The 16,449-nt window shown below is 47.7% G+C and carries 17 protein-coding genes and 2 riboswitches; of the genes, 10 read left to right on the top strand and 7 right to left on the bottom strand.

The genetic code is table 11. The features are described from left to right. Position 1: 1 nt before the first annotated feature. On the bottom strand, positions 2 to 331 hold the full coding sequence (locus HPY27_RS08820; protein WP_017247959.1) for a hypothetical protein: 330 nt from the start codon (positions 329 to 331) through the stop codon (positions 2 to 4). Positions 332 to 407: 76 nt separating this feature from the next. Between HPY27_RS08820 and HPY27_RS08815 the strand changes: the two genes are divergently transcribed. After that, entirely contained in the window at positions 408 to 752 is a 345-nt protein-coding gene (locus HPY27_RS08815; RefSeq protein ID WP_007725782.1) for a YlbG family protein, read from the top strand. Between the two features lie 144 nt (positions 753 to 896). After that, positions 897 to 1,661: a LamB/YcsF family protein gene (locus HPY27_RS08810; protein ID WP_017247960.1), complete on the top strand. Its 765-nt coding sequence runs from the start codon at positions 897 to 899 to the stop codon at positions 1,659 to 1,661. A gap of 28 nt (positions 1,662 to 1,689) precedes the next feature. Here HPY27_RS08810 and HPY27_RS08805 read toward each other — a convergent pair whose 3' ends face one another. Genes HPY27_RS08805 through modA form a run of 3 tightly spaced genes read right to left on the bottom strand, consistent with a single transcriptional unit; the run spans position 1,690 to position 3,891 of the window. Beyond that, entirely contained in the window at positions 1,690 to 2,355 is a 666-nt protein-coding gene (locus HPY27_RS08805; protein WP_069844594.1) for an ABC transporter ATP-binding protein, read from the bottom strand. A gap of 16 nt (positions 2,356 to 2,371) precedes the next feature. Then, the gene (gene modB, locus HPY27_RS08800) at positions 2,372 to 3,058 is read right to left on the bottom strand and encodes a molybdate ABC transporter permease subunit (protein WP_017247962.1); all 687 of its coding nucleotides are present in this window, start codon (positions 3,056 to 3,058) and stop codon (positions 2,372 to 2,374) included. 35 nt (positions 3,059 to 3,093) lie between these two features. Then, positions 3,094 to 3,891 (bottom strand): molybdate ABC transporter substrate-binding protein, encoded by a 798-nt coding sequence (gene modA, locus HPY27_RS08795; protein ID WP_174224792.1) that lies wholly within the window; start codon positions 3,889 to 3,891, stop codon positions 3,094 to 3,096. Positions 3,892 to 4,034: 143 nt separating this feature from the next. On the opposite strand from modA, the gene HPY27_RS08790 reads away from it, so the two are divergent. The 5 genes from HPY27_RS08790 (at position 4,035) to HPY27_RS08770 (ending at position 8,090) form a co-directional block, all read left to right on the top strand. Then, positions 4,035 to 4,994, top strand: coding sequence for a helix-turn-helix transcriptional regulator (locus HPY27_RS08790; RefSeq protein WP_174224791.1), 960 nt, complete (start codon positions 4,035 to 4,037; stop codon positions 4,992 to 4,994). 196 nt (positions 4,995 to 5,190) lie between these two features. Beyond that, positions 5,191 to 7,059: a stalk domain-containing protein gene (locus HPY27_RS08785; protein ID WP_026043023.1), complete on the top strand. Its 1,869-nt coding sequence runs from the start codon at positions 5,191 to 5,193 to the stop codon at positions 7,057 to 7,059. Next, positions 7,056 to 7,577, top strand: coding sequence for a shikimate kinase (locus tag HPY27_RS08780; protein WP_174224790.1), 522 nt, complete (start codon positions 7,056 to 7,058; stop codon positions 7,575 to 7,577). The genes HPY27_RS08785 and HPY27_RS08780 overlap by 4 nt, the downstream gene beginning before the upstream one ends. 57 nt (positions 7,578 to 7,634) lie before the next feature. Beyond that, positions 7,635 to 7,796, top strand: a complete 162-nt coding sequence (locus tag HPY27_RS08775) for a YqzE family protein (RefSeq protein ID WP_007725773.1) — start codon at positions 7,635 to 7,637, stop codon at positions 7,794 to 7,796. A 39-nt stretch (positions 7,797 to 7,835) separates the two neighbouring features. Continuing rightward, entirely contained in the window at positions 7,836 to 8,090 is a 255-nt protein-coding gene (locus HPY27_RS08770) for a YkuS family protein (RefSeq protein ID WP_017247966.1), read from the top strand. A 33-nt stretch (positions 8,091 to 8,123) separates the two neighbouring features. Here HPY27_RS08770 and HPY27_RS08765 read toward each other — a convergent pair whose 3' ends face one another. The 3 genes from HPY27_RS08765 to HPY27_RS08755 form a co-directional block, all read right to left on the bottom strand. After that, positions 8,124 to 8,981: a hypothetical protein gene (locus tag HPY27_RS08765; RefSeq protein ID WP_174224789.1), complete on the bottom strand. Its 858-nt coding sequence runs from the start codon at positions 8,979 to 8,981 to the stop codon at positions 8,124 to 8,126. 110 nt (positions 8,982 to 9,091) lie between these two features. Next, positions 9,092 to 10,216, bottom strand: coding sequence for a YqhG family protein (locus HPY27_RS08760; RefSeq protein WP_174224788.1), 1,125 nt, complete (start codon positions 10,214 to 10,216; stop codon positions 9,092 to 9,094). Between the two features lie 36 nt (positions 10,217 to 10,252). Then, a complete protein-coding gene (locus HPY27_RS08755; RefSeq protein WP_017247969.1) occupies positions 10,253 to 11,959 on the bottom strand; it encodes a DEAD/DEAH box helicase in 1,707 nt (568 codons plus the stop codon). A 220-nt stretch (positions 11,960 to 12,179) separates the two neighbouring features. Continuing rightward, positions 12,180 to 12,277, top strand: a riboswitch (glycine riboswitch). Further along, positions 12,278 to 12,393, top strand: a riboswitch (glycine riboswitch). A gap of 78 nt (positions 12,394 to 12,471) precedes the next feature. Between HPY27_RS08755 and gcvT the strand changes: the two genes are divergently transcribed. The 3 genes from gcvT to gcvPB are packed head-to-tail and all read left to right on the top strand — an operon-like array spanning position 12,472 to position 16,431. Further along, positions 12,472 to 13,575 carry a glycine cleavage system aminomethyltransferase GcvT gene (gene gcvT, locus HPY27_RS08750; RefSeq protein WP_069844601.1) on the top strand — a complete coding sequence of 368 codons (1,104 nt, stop codon included), beginning with the start codon at positions 12,472 to 12,474 and terminating at the stop codon, positions 13,573 to 13,575. 41 nt (positions 13,576 to 13,616) lie between these two features. Further along, positions 13,617 to 14,969, top strand: coding sequence for an aminomethyl-transferring glycine dehydrogenase subunit GcvPA (gene gcvPA / locus HPY27_RS08745; RefSeq protein WP_174224787.1), 1,353 nt, complete (start codon positions 13,617 to 13,619; stop codon positions 14,967 to 14,969). After that, positions 14,962 to 16,431 carry an aminomethyl-transferring glycine dehydrogenase subunit GcvPB gene (gene gcvPB / locus HPY27_RS08740; RefSeq protein WP_017247972.1) on the top strand — a complete coding sequence of 490 codons (1,470 nt, stop codon included), beginning with the start codon at positions 14,962 to 14,964 and terminating at the stop codon, positions 16,429 to 16,431. The genes gcvPA and gcvPB overlap by 8 nt, the downstream gene beginning before the upstream one ends. Positions 16,432 to 16,449: the final 18 nt, after the last annotated feature.

The following is a 16,449-nucleotide window of genomic DNA, read 5'->3' as shown; positions in this document are numbered from 1 at the left end:
TTCACGCTGTTCCCGATTCATTTTGGCGCAGCAGAAAACAGTCTTCACAAAGATTGCCACAGCAAAACTGCTTCTCGTCAGGTACGCGAAAGCGGAAGCGATACACATGCTGCGCGTCATCAGAGCGCACGTAAATGCATTCTGGCTTTAATTTGGTATCAGTGGTCAGGCGCTCTCCTGTTTCCATGAGCTGCTTTGTCAGCAAAGGAGCAGGGAGCGTACTGCATACATAGAAAAAGAGCTGGCCTGCATATGTTCGCCAACTGCTATGGGTCACGATTTTTTCGCGGTGAAGCGCTTCCTCGAATTGATGATAAAACGTAGCCAGCATAGGACCACGATTCCTTTCTGTAATAAGCTTTCACCAGTAAGTATACCACGATTGGGAAGGAGACCGACGGCAAAACATGAGAGAGCGACGTCTGGGGGTCGCCGTGTGGGTGAAAAACACGCGTGCCGCCAAAAATTTACGCAAATTTGGCACCATTCATTACATCTCCAAACGCTTAAATTACGTTTCGATGTATGTGGATGCCAATTTGTTGGATGAAACGATTCGCATTATGGAAAAGCTGCACTTCGTAACAAAAATTGAACGCTCCCATCGCCATGAGATCCCGGTAGAGTACAACAATGCCAGACCGGATAAGGCAAAGGAATACGATTATAAACAAGAGAAGAACCAGGTAATGGCACTAGCAGAGACCTTACAGACAGAAGAAAGCAGCCAAGCAACCGTTGGTTCGACATAAGTTGTTCATAAGCTGCCAATTTTCGGCAGCTTTTTCGCTTTTGTTAAACGGGCGTACATGGTATGCTAAAGTGGAAGAAAACGAGAAGCCACGCGCATGAATGCGTTTTCAAGAGATAGATTAGCGAAAGAAAGGTGAGCATACATGATTCATCTGGATATTAACTGCGATATGGCAGAGGGCTTCAGCAGAGGTCGACAATCTGAGGATTTGGGGATTATGAAATGGATCACCTCCGTTAATATTGCTTGCGGATTGCATGCAGGAGATCCACATATTATTTGCAGAACAATCGAAGCTGCACTCAAGCATGATGTGAAAATCGGGGCACATCCCGGATATGCAGATATTCAAGGCTTCGGACGTCGTTCGATGAACTTATCTGTCAATGAAGTATATGAGCTGGTGCTGTATCAAATTGCAGCCTTGGCTGGGACTACAAAAGCACTCGGTGGGGAGCTGCACCATGTGAAATTGCATGGCGCGTTGTATAACGAAGCAGCTGAACGCCCAGAGCTCGCCGAAGCGGTTGTCCAAGCCATTGCGGATATTGATGAGGAATTGATCCTCTATGCGTTGTCTGGCAGTAAGCTAGTAGAGGCAGGCTTGGAACACGGCCTTCAAGTGGCAGAGGAAGTATTTGCAGAGCGGGCTTATTTGCCGAATGGTCGATTGGCACCGCGTGAGTTGGAAGGAAGCGTGCTGATCAGCAAGGAAGAACGCATGGAGCAGACACGTCAGCTCGTTTTAAAACAAAGAGTAATGACGGTCAATGGCGAGCACATTGACTTGGCGGCCGATACCCTTTGTGTCCATCACGAGAGCCATGACGTACTACAATTCCTTGTCGAAGTACATAAGTGGGCAAAGCAAAACGATGTGAAAATTGAACCAATCACAGCTCGATAGTAAAAAGCCATCCAGCAATGCCATCCCATTATCGGGAAATGGACGTTGCTGAATGGCTTTTTTCATGTTTCCGTTCTTTGATTGTGCCGTTATCAATCAGGAAAATGACATCTGCGAGCTTCTCGGCTTCTTCACGATCATGGGTGACCAGTAGAAACGGGATGTTCCACATAGCGTGAAGGCGAAGCAACTCATCCTGGCATTGTTTACGCGTATCCGCATCCAGCGCAGATAAAGGCTCATCAAGGAGCAGAATGTCTGGTTCAGTAGCAAGTGCACGTACGAGTGCCACCCGTTGTTTTTGTCCTCCGGATAATTGGTGAGGATATTTTTGCAGCAGATGATCGATTCCCACTGTGGACAACAATGGAGCCAAATTTAGCTCATGCTCTTTTTTCAAGCCGTATCGAACATTTTGCTCGACTGTCATGTGAGGGAACAGCGCATAATCTTGAAATAAATACCCGATGTTGCGTTTTTGTACGGGAAGGGGCTTCTGTCCTTCGCGATAAAAGACGTTTTCGTTTAATTGGATCACGCCGGTATCGGGATGAACCAGACCTGCAATACTGTTCAATATCGTTGTTTTGCCAGAGCCGGATGGTCCGAACAGCACGACAATTTCCTTCTGCACCGAAAAGGACACATCCAAAATAAAATCAGGCAAACGCTTCTGTATGTTGACAAAGAGCATTTACCATTCACCTGCCTTACTTTTGATTGGCGTACCTGCGCACGTTTCGACGACTCCACCAATTCAGCCAGAGAGTCGTACCCATACCTAAGGAAACAATAATGATGACCCAAAACAATGCCTTATCCATTTGACCAGCCTCAACAGCAAAATAAATGGCGACGGGAATCGTATCGGTTTTCCCAGGGATGTAGCCTGCGAGCATCAGCGTAGCACCAAACTCCCCTAAACCACGGGCAAAAGAAAGAACAAACCCAGCCAACAGGCCAGGCCAAGCCAACGGAAAGGTAACGGTCCAGAATAATCGCCATTCGGAAGCGCCCATCGTGCGTGCTGCATTCTCTAAACGTTGATCTACTCCTGTAAAGGCAGCGACTGCACTCTGATACATCAATGGAAAGGAAACGACAATCGAGGCAATGACGGCTCCTGTCAGCGTAAAGACGACGGTAATATTGAACCATTCATGCAGTAGCTGGCCGAGAAAGCCGTTTTTTCCGAAAAGCATCAACAAGCCGAAGCCAACAACAGTGGGAGGGAGAACAAGCGGAAGCAAAAAGAAGGACTCCAGCACATTCTTCCCCCAAAAATCCTTTTGTGTCATCCACCTTGCAAAAACCATCCCAAGGACAAATACAAAGGAGGTGGAGAGCGCAGCTACTTTAAGGGAAAGCATCAAAGGAGTAAGATTCGTTTCGATCACGCTTGCCACCTCCAATTTCGATTCGGTTGGTTTATTTATTGAAACCCATACTTCTGTAAGATCGCTTTTCCTTTGTCGCTTGTCAAGTAGGCAAGAAAAGCTTTTGCTGCATCTGGGTTCTTCGATGCGCTGACGACCGCACCTGGATAAACGATCGGTTTGTGCCATTCAGGCTTGGCTGTTGCCAATACCTTTACATTTTTCGAAGCGGCGGCATCACTGGAATAGACAATGCCGACTTCTGCGTTACCGGATTCTACGAAGGTCAAAACTTGGCGAACATCGCTGCCAAATACCATTTGTGCCGAAAGAGAATCCCACATTTTCAGCGTATCCAATGTTTCTTTCGCATATCGTCCAGCAGGGACTGTCTCAGGCTCACCGACGGCAATGTGCTTAATCGTTGCGTTGCTCAGCTCTTCAAAAGAAGAGACTGCGACAGCACTTGTGTTACCTGCGATGAGAACAAGCGAGTTTTTCGTGAAGTCTTGGCGAGTGTCTTTAGCGATCAGCTGCTGTTCCTCTAGACCGTCCATGTCTTTTTTACTAGCCGACAAGAATACGTCAGACGGAGCGCCTTGCGTAATTTGTGTGGCGAGTTTTCCCGAGCCACCGAAGTTAAAGGTGAGGGTCGTTCCCGGGTGTTCTGTTTCATATTGCGTTTTCAACTCATTCAAGGCATCCGTCAAGCTAGCAGCAGCAGAAATCATCAATTCTATCTTTGCTACTTCGGTTTTTGCTGGCTCACTTGCTTGTGGGGCTGTTTGTGTTGTCGAGCAAGCAGTGAGCATCAAGCAAAATGCCGTCAATAAGGCTAACCAGTGCTTCTTCATAAAAAAAGACCTCCATAATTATATTTAGTTATAATTAATTATAACTGGACATAACTAGATTATATGGATTCGTAATGAATAATCAATTGCGATTTTACGACAGTTGTTTGAAAATAGAGCAAAGGAGATAACGGAGGCGGGACATGAGTCAACAAAATTCTTATACCACCGAAGAGATAGCAAAAATTCTACGTATTTCTAAGCTGACGGTCTACGATCTGATTAAAAAAGGCGAGCTGCCCGCTTATCGAGTCGGGAGGCAAATGCGCGTAGACGAAAGCGATCTGGAAGCGTACAAGGCGAAGGCAAAGGGAGAATACAGACAAGCCTCAGCCGTCAGCATCCCACAGACAGGACAAGCTCAGCAGACGTCACGACATGAGCAGACTGGTACAGGCCGCAATATTATTATTAGTGGACAGGATGTGAGCTTGGACCTACTAGCGGGGCATTTGGAGAAAAAAGATGAGGCATACCGACTGCTTCGCTCGTACGTGGGCTCCCTGAACAGCCTCGTGGCGATGTATACAGGTAAGGCTGATATCGTCAGCACACACTTGTACGATGGGGATACCAACGAATACAATGTCCCGTATATTCGTCGCATTTTGTGTGGGCATCGTTTTGTTGTCATCAATATGTTGTCACGTTGGGCCGGATTCTACGTTCAGGCAGGTAATCCGAAACAGATCAAAGCATGGAGCGATTTTACGAAGCCGGGGATTCGAATGGTCAATCGGGAAAAAGGGTCTGGTGCACGCACGTTGATTGAAGAACAGTTTCGACTGGCAAAAATAGCGGGGAAGGACGTGATTGGCTATGAACGGGAAGAGTCCAATCACCTGGCAGTCGCAGGGGTAGTAGCACGGCGCGAGGCAGACGTAGGGGTGGGTATTGAAAAGGCAGCTTCACTCGTGGGAGTGGAGTTTGTCCCAACTGTGCGTGAGCGATATGACCTTGTCTTGTTGAAAAATAAGGACAATGAACCGCTCATTCAGGCCGTTCTTGATGTTCTCGATTCACGTCCATTTCAAAAGGAATTGGAAGCGGTCGGGGGTTATGATCTTAGCCAGACAGGAAAAATTATGTACGAAACCTGGTAAACGCTAAAGAAAGCTGCCAATCATTACGATACAATGAGTGGCGGCTTTTTTATTTCACTCAGGAAAGACCATTGTCAAATAAGGCGTATTCTCTACAGAATCTCCTGAATTTCTACTCAGTTTGACATATATTTGCTACAATGAAACAAAAACATTTAGCGCCTGCCGCCGGGCGGTTTATTATTTGGGGGCTGTCATGAAATCACTACATAAAACGAGCTTGCTAGTATGTGTGACGATCCTCATTTTTTTTGGCTCAGTTGGGGTCGTCGCGTATTGGCCAGCCATTTCTCAAATCATTGCCATGAATCAATCACCTGAGGAGGAGCAAAAGTTCGTCGATCCATTTTCCTATGATCCGCCTCTGCCGTCTTATGTAAAGGATTTGAACCCTGTCTATAAGATTCAAGCAGAATTACATACGTCCGAAGCAAAAATAACCGGGAATATGACCTTGGAGTTTGACAACCCGAAAACTCCAGATGTACGGCTGTATATTTACGACTACCTTTGGAACAAAATGACGGTGAAGTCGATTCGCTACAAGGACAAGCCGCTTTCTTTTGAACGTGGTCAATCGCTGGTGAAGCTGGCAAATCCTCTAGGTAAGGAGCTTCGTGGCGCCTTAACCATTGAATTCGAGAACCCGGTTCCACGTAGGGGTACACGATTTGGAGTCAAAGACGATATATGGACGTTGACGACATGGTACCCGATGCTGGGGGCCCAAAATCAAAAAGGTGTTTGGTATAATCCGCCGCAACGCGTTGATTTTGGTGATCCATTCGTTTACCACTATGGAGATTACGATGTGTCATTTACCTCTCCACAAGGCTACAAATGGGTCAGTTCATGGGGTAGAGGACAAACGAAGTCAATCGGTGGGAGTAAGCAACAAGTCCATTATCAAGCAAAAAATCTGTTGAACTTTGGACTGGTGGGAAGTCCGCTTTATCACATTGAAACGATTCAATTTGCTCCGAATTTAACGGTTGACATTGCTTCCGTTGATAAAGGGAACATAGAAAGAATCAAGGGCATTGCCCAATCGGTATTTCCTACTTTCATCGACATGTACGGTCCGTTGCCGTATCCGCACGTGGCGATTGCGGAAACGAGTACAGGAACGACGTACGCCATGGAGTACGCGAATCTCGCCGTATTCAAAAGAGACATGCATCACAACAATCTGATCGATCATTGGCTGCCGCATGAGGTGGGGCATCTTTGGTGGTACAACAGTGTGGCTACATTGGAGTCCTCGCATGGGTGGCTTGATGAGGGGCTGGTGGAGCTCGGTGTGTCCCATTACTTGCAGAAGCGTTATGGTGCCCAATCAGCTACGACTTTGTTAGATGAGTACAACCGGGATGTCAAACGTTTGCAAGAGCGCTATCCAAATGGAAAGCTGGACAAGCCGTTGCAGAAGTTTGCCACTGAAGAAGAGTTTAAGCTGACCTGGTATTCCCGGGGAGCACTCTTGTTCGATAACCTGCGCCGCAAAATCGGTGACGATGCCTATAAGCGATTCTTGCAGCGCGTCCAGCAAAATTATCATGGCAGTGTCATTGGTGCAGAGCATCTCGATCAGGCGCTTGGGCAAACCTTGCAAGGGGAAGCGAAATATTTCACCCTGTATACCAATAGTGCAAATAAGAATGGCTTTGGTGCCGTGCAATTGGAGCCCTATATCACCACGATCATCAATAACATGAGTTTTTATCCATCGATTCCGGCTCGAGTCACCCAAAATACGGTGTATATTCCGCTGCGTGAGCTCGGTGAGAAAATGGGATTAGCCATTAGCTGGGACGACAAGAAACAAATGATCCGCGTAAAAGGAAATGGACGCGAAGTATTTATAAAGGAACGGGAGCGCTTTGCTGTCGTAGATGGGAAGCGAATAGATTTAGGCAGCCCGTTAATCGAAATCAAAGAACGTACGATGGTTCCACTGTCATTTTTTGAAAAAGCATTAGAATATGAGACAGCGTACAATCAACAACAAAAAACGGTGAAGATCAATACATACCGAACGATTGGAAAGGCGGCAGAAACAAAATGAAAAACCTGGTGTTAGTCGGATTTATGGGAACAGGAAAAACCACGGTTGGCGCCGCTCTCGCTGCCTCTTTGGGAATGAAGCATACGGACTTGGATGATGCGATTGTGGAAAGTGAAGGTCGCAGCATTCCAGAAATCTTCACAGATCAAGGCGAAGCGTATTTCCGAGACGTCGAGACGAAACGTCTTGCACAATTACTGGCAGCAGGGCATCAGGTACTAACAACTGGGGGAGGAGCTGTATTACGGAAGCAAAACGAAGAGATGATGATGGAGCACGGCATCGTAATCGCACTGCATGCCACGGAAGAAGAGCTCATCAAGCGTTTGGAAAATGATACAGGCAGGCCCTTGTTGGCAGGAGGCGTAGCGACAAGGGTAAAAACCTTAATGGCGGAGCGTGCTGGTGTATACGATTTCGCCCCGATTCAGGTGGATACGACAGGGAAGAGCCTTTCCGATATTGTGATGGAAATTACGAGCCAAGTGGTTGAAAGAACGCAGGACGGGGAACAATAGAGGGGACAGCGCTTGCGCCATGGTGTGAATCCGTGAGTAAGAAGGAGGTCAAGTGCGATGTCCTTTCAGGAATATTTAAAGTACCTGACGAAACTGTTTGTTCAGTACATGGATACCCCGAAAGATGAACGCCGTTTGCGTAAGACTCCACGCGAGTCTTGGTCGTCACGCTGGTTTGGTGCCATTCCCATGTCCATTCGACTGTTGTGGCGCAAATAAAATTCGCAAACCTATCATGAACGAAGACGGAGGGTGCATATGGCGAGAGTAGCGGTAGAAAATTCCCTGTCTGAACTGTGCAAGATGCTGCGTCAAAATGGTTACGATGTTGTTGATTTGGGCAACTGGCAGCAGGTGGTAGATGCGATTGTCATTACAGGCCAGGATATCAACGTACTGGGTGATGAAAACAAAACGATTACAGGTGCTCCCATCATTAATGCAGAGGGAATGACGGTCAATGAAATTTTTCATGCCGTTCATGAACGTCTCTCTCCTACAGAACATCGGTGAATAGAAAACGTAAAAAACAAGCTCTCCAACCGGTTATTCGGCAGGAGAGCTTGTTTCGTTTACAAAAAATCGTCCGACGCGATGGGCATACGAATACGGGACAAAGCGCAGGCCCTCATCCCATACGCCGACATAAGCATTTTGGTCGTTCCATAAATGCAGGGACCCCACGACAAAGGGTGCCAAAACCTGTGACTGATGAATCGGGACGGCTAATGTTACCGGCGAGGTATAATCTTGCTGCCACAATTGGTTCCAGGATACGTCTGTGTCCGTTGTACTCATTTGGCTGACCCACCCGATATGATCAAAAGGATCAGCCTCGGCTGCGTTTAAAATTCTCATTTGAGTCAGGCGTTGTCCATTTTGTATGAGCTTCTCGCCTGCAAAAGCATCGACTGTGGGCTCGCTAATTTGAAAGGAAGTGGGATACATTTCTCCCGTTTTTGCATTGACCATTTGTGTATCTGACTTCTGGGTGATCAGCCAGTAGGAAGCGAACCCGTCATAAACTGGCTCTGCCGCGATTTCTTTCGGAGCAAAAGCGTCATCGAACAAGATGTACTCCCCGACACCGTATTCCAGGAGAACAAATTTCTCATGGGAGGTAGAATCAGGTGATTCTCCAATCACCAAATACCCTACTTGCTTGTCCGCTTTTTTTATACTTACTAGCCATTGATGCTGCCCTGCACCAAGTGTTTGCACGTCCGTCTTTGCGTCCTGCCATTGCTTGAATTGGGGGTCTCGGCTTGCGATTGCATCCATCCATTCTCGAATTTGTGCTTGGAATTGCTTGTCCCAGCTTGCTTCGTCTTGCGCAAAAGCTGGTAAGGAAAGCAGCATCAGAGACAAAAGAGCAGCGATAAAAGGAAGAAATCGTCTGGTCACAACTATGCACCACCTTTTGTAAAGGCTTAACCTATTCCTATTGTAACCAGCTATGACAAAAAGATTTGTTGCAACGTGTCTTTTCTGTTTCACATTTTCTCGTTGATCTTTTACATGATTCGCCCTGATGCGGGGAGATGTCGCATGCTTTTTGCTTTCGATGACCGCATGAGCGGAGGAACGGAAGATAAATAAAACAAGCCACCGTTGATAAACGAAACCTCGATTCGCGGCTCGTATTGCCATGCCAGCTCGTCCTTTCGGCGTTGTCTTTCCTCATCTGGCGTGCTCTTTTTCCATTCTTCTTGATTAATCTCTTCGCGTGGAGTGGTTTGGATTCCATTTGCACGTAAAAAGTCGAGGATTCGTCCGCCAGAAGCCCGGTATTCGTCAAAAGATATTGGCTGTTCGACAGAAGCTGTTCCAGCTGGATCAGGCTCGGTTTGCTGAGCCTCTTGCCCGAGTGACGACTGAGCTACTGGTTGCTCTGCTTCATCTTCGGTTTCGTCTGCGTTTGTCTGCTCATCTTGTGGTTCGCGCCGTGCCAATTCTTCATAGTACGCTTCCAAGATGGCCATTTCTTCGCGTAAACGTGTACGCGCTTCCTCTGCCCACTGCTGATCTTCTTGTTCCAATGTATGTTCGACTTCCAGTTGTACCATTTGGAGGGCTTCCTGTATGGTTACCTTTCGATCCAACGTGTAATAGTAGTCAGGGATGGTAGGGGTCAAGGAAAGTGAAAATAAAAACGAAGTGAAATCCGCCACCATCCGTGGCTGATGCAAATTAATCCCCAGGTACAATAAAATGTCACGTCGCTTGTCACAGAGTAGAGAAACCTTCAAGTTCATCCCGAGCCAAGGCACGAGAGGGGTTGACCGACGCTTGCCGGCATTACCTAAAAGTCCCCCTTGTTGCTCGTACATACAGACAAAGCTGCCATGCTTTTTGGTGGAAGCGAAAATTTGTTGCATGCGGGCAGCCCCTAGATGCAGATGCTCGGATCGCAAACACTCTGGCATGCAATCCGGATGAAAAGTAAAGGTGAGTACTAATGGTTGATAAGCCAAATTCATCTTATCCACCCAGCTCCAGTAAAAAGGGCGATTGCCGATATCTTTGTCCACCTCGACAGGGAGCTTGACTGTGAAATAATCTGGGTGAGACTCGACGATATGGGCAGAAAAAGTCGCCAAATAGCGCTCGACAAATTGTCTGACCTGTTGTTGCTGCATCAGGAGACCTCATTTCTTTTTCGTTTCCAACAAGAGTTATTGGTCAGCCGCCTCAGAAAGCGGGACGGCTTCTTTGGTTACTTTGCTTGCCCGAATCGCGTGTCCAATGTTATCGAGCTTCAGCGCCATTTCTTTGGAGGAGCGGGAATCCATAATGATTTGAATCAGATTATCTTCCAAGGAGTGACTTAGATTCAGGCGTTCCACAATATCATCGAGTTCACCGATGACCATTTCAAACAGGTCGATTTTTTCATACAGCAGCTTGAGAATATGCTCCTCGATCGTTCCTGTTGTCGATAAATTGTAAATGTGCACATCCCTTTTTTGTCCGAGACGATGGACGCGACCGATTCGTTGCTCCACTCGCATGGGATTCCACGGCATGTCGTAATTAATCACCTGATTGCAGAACTGCAAATTGATCCCTTCCCCGCCTGCTTCCGTCGCGATCAGGACTTGTGCACGATTTTGGAACAGATCAGTCATCCAGTCCTTTTTACTGCGTTTAAAGCCGCCGCGGAAGGGGACAGAAGTAATGCCGTGGTCGTGCAAATACTTTTGCAGATAGTTTTGTGTTGCCCGATACTCTGTAAAAATGATGACTTTGTCGTTGATTTGTTGAATGAGCTCGACCGCTTTGGCAGCCTTGGAGTGCGTCTCAATTTGTTTAATCATCTCGACTAGCTCAAGAATTTGTGTGCGCAAGGGAGAGTCCTCGCCAGTGCGCTGGTGCATGTTATACAGCGTCATAAACGCAGCTTCCTTACTTGAGCAGACCTCACGCTGCAAGGTAATCAGAGCGAGAGAGTTGAAGCCGCCAACCCCAAATCCTGTTTGGTATTGCTCGCGAACAAAGCGCGTCACACCTTCGTACAAGGTCAATTCCTCTGGAGAAAGGTCAATCGGAATCGACTGAACGCGTCGACTGGTGAATTGAATACCACCATCACTTCGTTTGTTGCGAATCATGACCTTTTCAATTTCCTCGCGCAATTTCTCGCTGTTTTTGGATTGGCGTTTGCCCTCTACGTAATTGGTAGAGAAGGTGGAAGTATGGCCGAGGTGACCTGGCTTTAACAAATTGATGAGGTTGTACAGCTCGTCCATCTCGTTTTGAATAGGAGTTGCGGTAAGGAGCAGGCAATATTTTTTGCGGATTTCTTTGACGAACTGATAGTTGCGTGTCCGTTTATTTTTGAGTTTATGAGCCTCGTCGATGATGAGCATGTCGTAATCGATGTCGAGTACGTGACGCCTGTGAGGATCTCGTTTTGCTGTGTCTATCGATGCGACAACGACCTCGTGCTGCCGCCACATATATTCTTTTTTTTGCGCGACTGCTGCTATGCCGAATTTTTGATGAAGCTCTTTTGTCCATTGAATCACGAGAGAGGCTGGAACCAGGACGAGAATTTTTTTAGCCAAGCCGCGGACCATATACTCCTTCATGATCAAACCTGCTTCGATCGTCTTTCCTAGACCGACCTCATCTGCGAGAATGGCTCGTCCGCGCATCTCTAACAGGACACGTTTCGCCGTTTCTAACTGGTGTGGAAATGGTGACAAGAGTGGAAGGTATTTCAGACATTGCAATTGATCAAATTCGTGAACAGCCATCGCTTCCTCGGCTTCCAATGAGAGCTTGAACAGCTCCCACTTATCCCAGGGGCCATCTTCTTGCATGCGTTCTGTAAGCGTATTGATCCAACTCGTATCAAATGAAATAGGAACATTCGGCATATAAGATACTCCTTTACATAGCTCTACCATAACATTCATGGTTAATGTCTAAAAACTGAACGTTTATCTATTGTCAATGTGTTTTGTTAAGATTTTCTGAATCTGACTGTTAATTTGTATATTTTCAACTTTGGACTCTCATGGTAGGATAAGGAGGTAGTACATCCATTAGTATGGAAATGATAGCAAAAACTTATGTATGACCATGAAACAACCGCGAATGATGGTAGTAGGGAGAGACTGCTTGAACGTTTGGCAGCGCCGAAGGAGCAAGCCGGTAACGGTGAATCTCTCAGGCAAAAGTACCTCTACCGGACGCAACTCTGGAGAGAGCTCACACGAGCCACCAAAGGGGAAACTTGCAAATGGGGAAAGAAAGAATCCTCATGAGATTCGCAAGGTAACTCTCAGGTACCAAGGACAGAGGAGGAGAAATGGGCACCATTATTTTGGTGTACCCGTTTTTCCCCCTCTGTTTTGTTTTGGATCTTATTGTTCACAGGAGGTGCCACATGTCCAATTTGAAACGTACGCCACTATTTGATTCTTATGCAAAGTATGGCGCGAAAACTATCGACTTCGGTGGTTGGGATCTGCCGGTGCAGTTTACAAGCATTGGTCAAGAGCATGAAGCTGTTCGGACAAAAGCTGGTCTGTTTGATGTTTCCCATATGGGAGAAGTGGACGTAAAAGGGGAAAACGCTCTTTCTTATCTCCAGCGTGTGACTACGAATGACGTGTCGAAGCTGGCAGTCGGACAGGCGCAGTACAGTGTGCTTTGCTACCCAGATGGGGGGACGGTAGACGATCTGCTTGTTTACAAATATGCAGATGATCATTACTTGCTCGTCATCAACGCAGGGAATATCGACAAAGACTATGCGTGGCTAGAAGAACATCTGATTCCAGGTGTAACGATTAAGAATATTTCGCCACAAACAGCACAAATCGCGATTCAAGGTCCTTTGGCAGAATCCATTCTGCAAAAGCTAACGACGACAGACTTGTCTCAAATCGGCTTTTTCCGTTTTGGGCGTGATGTGCAAGTGAGTGGTATTCCTGCATTGGTCTCCCGCACTGGCTATACTGGCGAAGATGGCTTCGAGATTTATTTGGATGCTGATCGTGCAGCAGAGCTGTGGGACATCTTGCTGGATGCTGGGAAAGAAGAAGGTCTGTTGCCGTGTGGTCTCGGTGCGCGCGATACGCTTCGTTTTGAAGCCAAGCTGCCACTGTACGGCCAAGAGCTCAGCAAAGACATCACTCCGATCGAAGCGGGCATTGGCTTTGCTGTCAAGGTAGACAAAGAAGTGCCGTTCATCGGTCAAGAAGTGCTGAAAGCACAAAAAGAAAACGGTGCTCCACGCAAGCTGGTAGGGATCGAAATGATCGACCGTGGGATTCCGCGCACGCATTACCCCGTCTATATGGGAGAAGAGCTCATTGGCGAGGTGACGACGGGAACACAATCTCCAACCTTGAAGAAGAACGTCGGTCTCGCTCTCGTAAAAACCGAGCATGCTGCGTTAGGTACACAAGTAGAAGTAGAAATTCGCGGAAAACGTCTGAAAGCAGAAATCGTAGCCGCTCCATTTTATAAACGCCCAAAAAACTAAGCGATACACCACATACATCCTTTTAGAGGAGGACAACGTCCGTGAAATACCGCTACCTGCCCCAAACTGATCAGGACAAGCGCGAAATGCTGGAAACCCTCGGCATTTCGAGTATAGAAGAACTGTTTGCTGATATTCCGGAAGAAGTACGTTTCAAAGGTGCTTTGAATATTCCAGAAGCACTTTCCGAGCCAGATTTGGTGAAGTATTTTACACGCCTCGCAAATACAAACGTAAACTTCAGCACGCATGTTAACTTTCTGGGTGCGGGTGTTTATCAACATTACACGCCGAGCACAGTCAATCATATGCTGCTCCGCGGTGAATTCTTTACCGCCTATACACCTTACCAGCCAGAAATCAGCCAAGGTGAGCTGCAAGCTATTTTTGAGTTCCAAACGATGGTATGTGAGCTGACTGGTATGGAGGTAGCGAACTCCTCGATGTATGACGGCGCGACTTCTTTGGCAGAGGCAGCGATGATGGCTGCAGGTCACACTGGCAAAAAGCGCGTAATCGTTTCCCGCGCTGTACATCCGGAAGCGCGTGGTGTTTTGAAAACATATGCGTATGGACAAAACGTTGAGCTGGTTGAAGTAGGTATCAACAGCGATGGCGTTACAGATACAGCGGCTCTGGAAGCGCTTGTTGATGAGAATACAGCAGCGGTCATCGTGCAGTATCCAAACTTCTTCGGAAACGTAGAGGATTTGGGAGCGATTGAACCAATTGCACACGGAAAAGGCGCACTGTTGATTACATCCTCCAATCCGCTTGCTCTGGGTGTACTGGAGGCGCCGGGCAAATTAGGCGCAGATATCGTAGTGGGCGACATGCAGCCATTCGGTATCCCAGCATCCTTTGGCGGACCGCATTGCGGATATTTTGCTACAACCTCCAAACTGATGCGCAAAATGCCAGGTCGTATCGTCGGTCAAACGAAGGACGAAAATGGCAAACGCGGCTTCGTATTGACGCTGCAAGCGCGTGAACAGCATATTCGTCGTGAAAAAGCGACTTCCAATATCTGCTCCAACCAAGCGCTGCTCGCTTTGGCTGCTTCTATTGCCATGACAGCACTCGGCAAGCAGGGTGTACAAGAAATGGCGATGATGAACCTGCAAAAAGCTCATTACGCGAAGAATGCCCTGCAAGCAAAAGGCTTGGAGATCGTATTTACCTCACCGTTCTTTAACGAGTTCGTGGTGAAGCTGAACAAACCAGTTGCAGAAGTGAACAAAGGCCTGCTGGCTGCTGGAATCATCGGGGGCTATGATCTCGGACTCGACTACCCAGAGTTTGCCAATCACACCTTGTTTGCAGTAACTGAGCTGCGTACCAAAGAAGAAATCGACACATTGGCGGCTGAATTGGAGGCGATCACACGTGCGTAACGACCAAGAGAAAGCACTGATCTTTGAAATGAGCAAACCAGGCCGTGTGGGCTACAATTTGCCGGCATTGGATGTTCCAGAAGTAGAAGTAGCAAGCCTTTTGCCAAAGCACCTCATTCGCGAAACGCCGGCTGAGCTGCCAGAAGTATCTGAGCTGCAATTGGTTCGTCACTATACAGAACTGTCTCGTCGCAACCACGGGGTAGACAATGGCTTCTATCCGCTTGGTTCTTGCACGATGAAATACAACCCAAAAATCAACGAAGATGTTGCCCGTTACGCAGGCTTCGCGCAGACACATCCATACCAACCGGAAGAAACCGTACAGGGCGCTTTGGAGCTGTTGTACAACCTGCAAGAAGAACTGGGTGAAATTACTGGCATGGACGCAGTTACACTGCAACCAGCTGCTGGTGCTGCGGGTGAGTGGACAGGTCTGATGATGATCCGTGCCTACCACGAGAGCCGTGGGGAAGGACATCGTACCAAAGTAATCGTGCCGAACTCCGCACACGGTACGAACCCGGCATCTGCTGCGGTAGCTGGCTTGGATACCGTAACCATTGCATCTGACGAGCGTGGATTGGTTGACATTCAAGCACTGCGTGATGCGGTTGGTCCTGACACAGCTGCCTTGATGTTGACGAACCCGAACACACTCGGATTGTTTGAAGAAGATATCGTGGAAATGGCGAAAATCGTCCATGAAGCAGGCGGTCTCTTGTACTACGATGGTGCGAATGCGAACGCGATTTTGGGCATTGCCCGTCCAGGTGACATGGGCTTTGACGTGGTGCATCTGAACTTGCACAAAACGTTTACAGGGCCTCACGGCGGTGGTGGTCCAGGTGCAGGTCCGGTCGGCGTGAAAAAAATTCTCGAGCCATTCCTGCCTACTCCAATCGTAGCGAAAAAGGAAGACGGCAGCTTCTACTGGGATAGCAATCGTCCGGCTTCCATCGGTCGCGTAAAAGGCTACAACGGAAACTTCGGTATTCTCGTTCGTGCGTACAGCTACATCCGTACCATGGGTCCAGAAGGCTTGCTGCAAGTTTCCCAAAATGCGGTGCTCTCCGCCAACTACATGATGCGTCGTTTGGCAACGGCTTATCATCTGCCATTTGATCGCGTCTGCAAGCATGAGTTCGTCCTGTCTGGTGTAATCCAGAAGAAGCTGGGCGTACGCACGCTCGATATCGCAAAACGCTTGCTCGACTTCGGCTATCACCCGCCAACGATCTACTTCCCATTGATCGTGGACGAGTGCCTTATGATCGAGCCGACCGAAACGGAGACAAAGGAAACGCTCGATGAGTTCATCGACGTCATGATACAAATTGCCCGCGAGTGCGAGGAAACGCCAGAAATCGTTCAGGAAGCTCCTCATACCACTGTGGTCAAACGTTTGGATGAAGCGACAGCGGCAAGAAAGCCAATTCTGCGTTATCAACCACAAGCATAATTCTAGATTCCAGGAAAA

Origin of the sequence: Brevibacillus sp. HB1.1 (assembly GCF_013332445.1) — a bacterium.
GTDB lineage: Bacteria > Bacillota > Bacilli > Brevibacillales > Brevibacillaceae > Brevibacillus > Brevibacillus porteri.
This window is presented reverse-complemented; position numbering and strand designations above follow the sequence as displayed.

What these genes read in the sequence shown, in the direction of transcription:
- HPY27_RS08820 (WP_017247959.1), bottom strand. Translation starts at nt 331, where the DNA reads ATGCTGGCTACGTTTTATCATCAATTCGAGGAAGCGCTTCACCGCGAA.
- HPY27_RS08815 (WP_007725782.1), top strand. Translation starts at nt 408, where the DNA reads ATGAGAGAGCGACGTCTGGGGGTCGCCGTGTGGGTGAAAAACACGCGT.
- HPY27_RS08810 (WP_017247960.1), top strand. Translation starts at nt 897, where the DNA reads ATGATTCATCTGGATATTAACTGCGATATGGCAGAGGGCTTCAGCAGA.
- HPY27_RS08805 (WP_069844594.1), bottom strand. Translation starts at nt 2,355, where the DNA reads ATGCTCTTTGTCAACATACAGAAGCGTTTGCCTGATTTTATTTTGGAT.
- modA (WP_174224792.1), bottom strand. Translation starts at nt 3,891, where the DNA reads ATGAAGAAGCACTGGTTAGCCTTATTGACGGCATTTTGCTTGATGCTC.
- HPY27_RS08790 (WP_174224791.1), top strand. Translation starts at nt 4,035, where the DNA reads ATGAGTCAACAAAATTCTTATACCACCGAAGAGATAGCAAAAATTCTA.
- HPY27_RS08785 (WP_026043023.1), top strand. Translation starts at nt 5,191, where the DNA reads ATGAAATCACTACATAAAACGAGCTTGCTAGTATGTGTGACGATCCTC.
- HPY27_RS08780 (WP_174224790.1), top strand. Translation starts at nt 7,056, where the DNA reads ATGAAAAACCTGGTGTTAGTCGGATTTATGGGAACAGGAAAAACCACG.
- HPY27_RS08775 (WP_007725773.1), top strand. Translation starts at nt 7,635, where the DNA reads ATGTCCTTTCAGGAATATTTAAAGTACCTGACGAAACTGTTTGTTCAG.
- HPY27_RS08770 (WP_017247966.1), top strand. Translation starts at nt 7,836, where the DNA reads ATGGCGAGAGTAGCGGTAGAAAATTCCCTGTCTGAACTGTGCAAGATG.
- HPY27_RS08760 (WP_174224788.1), bottom strand. Translation starts at nt 10,216, where the DNA reads ATGCAGCAACAACAGGTCAGACAATTTGTCGAGCGCTATTTGGCGACT.
- HPY27_RS08755 (WP_017247969.1), bottom strand. Translation starts at nt 11,959, where the DNA reads ATGCCGAATGTTCCTATTTCATTTGATACGAGTTGGATCAATACGCTT.
- gcvT (WP_069844601.1), top strand. Translation starts at nt 12,472, where the DNA reads ATGTCCAATTTGAAACGTACGCCACTATTTGATTCTTATGCAAAGTAT.